The 246-nt window shown below is 45.9% G+C and carries 1 protein-coding gene; it reads right to left on the bottom strand.

The annotated features are described in order from the left end of the window. Window positions 1-246 (bottom strand): amidohydrolase family protein (locus tag CWC11_RS20420; protein ID WP_138684150.1); only part of this gene is annotated, 246 nt, incomplete at both ends.

Here is a 246-nt window from a genome sequence, read left to right as displayed (position 1 = left end):
AAACGACCATTGATCATGGTGTAATCAACTTTATCCGAATCTCGAATATTCTTAAGTGGATCGCCATCTATTACCATTAAATCGGCAAGTTTACCTACTTCAAGCGAGCCTACGTTTTTATCAAGCCCTAAATATTTGGCTGGGTCGAGCGTTGACGCTCTAATAGCCTCCAGTGAGCTCATTCCGCCTTGAGCGAACATCCACATTTCCCAATGAGCACCAAGCCCTTCACGCTGCCCATGGGCA

The sequence above is a fragment of the Pseudoalteromonas sp. S3178 genome (assembly GCF_005886985.1).
GTDB classification, from domain to species: domain Bacteria; phylum Pseudomonadota; class Gammaproteobacteria; order Enterobacterales; family Alteromonadaceae; genus Pseudoalteromonas; species Pseudoalteromonas carrageenovora.
Note: the sequence above shows the minus strand (reverse complement) of the source record. Positions and strands in the feature narration are given on the sequence as shown.